This is a genomic window from Microvirga pakistanensis (assembly GCF_004458765.1).
Lineage (GTDB): Bacteria > Pseudomonadota > Alphaproteobacteria > Rhizobiales > Beijerinckiaceae > Microvirga > Microvirga pakistanensis.
In genome coordinates this window covers 1-223 of the sequence record NZ_SPJX01000494.1, presented here as the reverse complement: position 1 = coordinate 223, position 223 = coordinate 1, and the positions used below count along the sequence as shown (strand labels likewise).

At 66.8% G+C, this 223-nt stretch carries 1 riboswitch.

Features of this window, described 5'->3' with window-relative positions:
- A riboswitch (cobalamin riboswitch) is annotated at positions 1-170 on the top strand. This riboswitch is flagged as partial in the annotation.
- Positions 171-223 lie beyond the last annotated feature (53 nt).

The window sequence follows — 223 nt, the reverse complement described above, 5'->3', positions numbered from 1 at the left end:
CGGAGCTAAGAGGGAATCCGGTGAACCATTGAGGTGAATCCGGGGCTGCCCCCGCAACTGTGAGCGACGAGTCTCCTGCCATCCAGCGTCACTGGTGAGCGATCACCGGGACGGCCGGCAGAAGGCGACGACCCGCAAGCCAGGAGACCTGCCCAGGGCTGACGATCATGTCCTCGGGCGGGGTGCCCCGATGGATCGCTCAGTGCACCGCGCCATTGCGCGG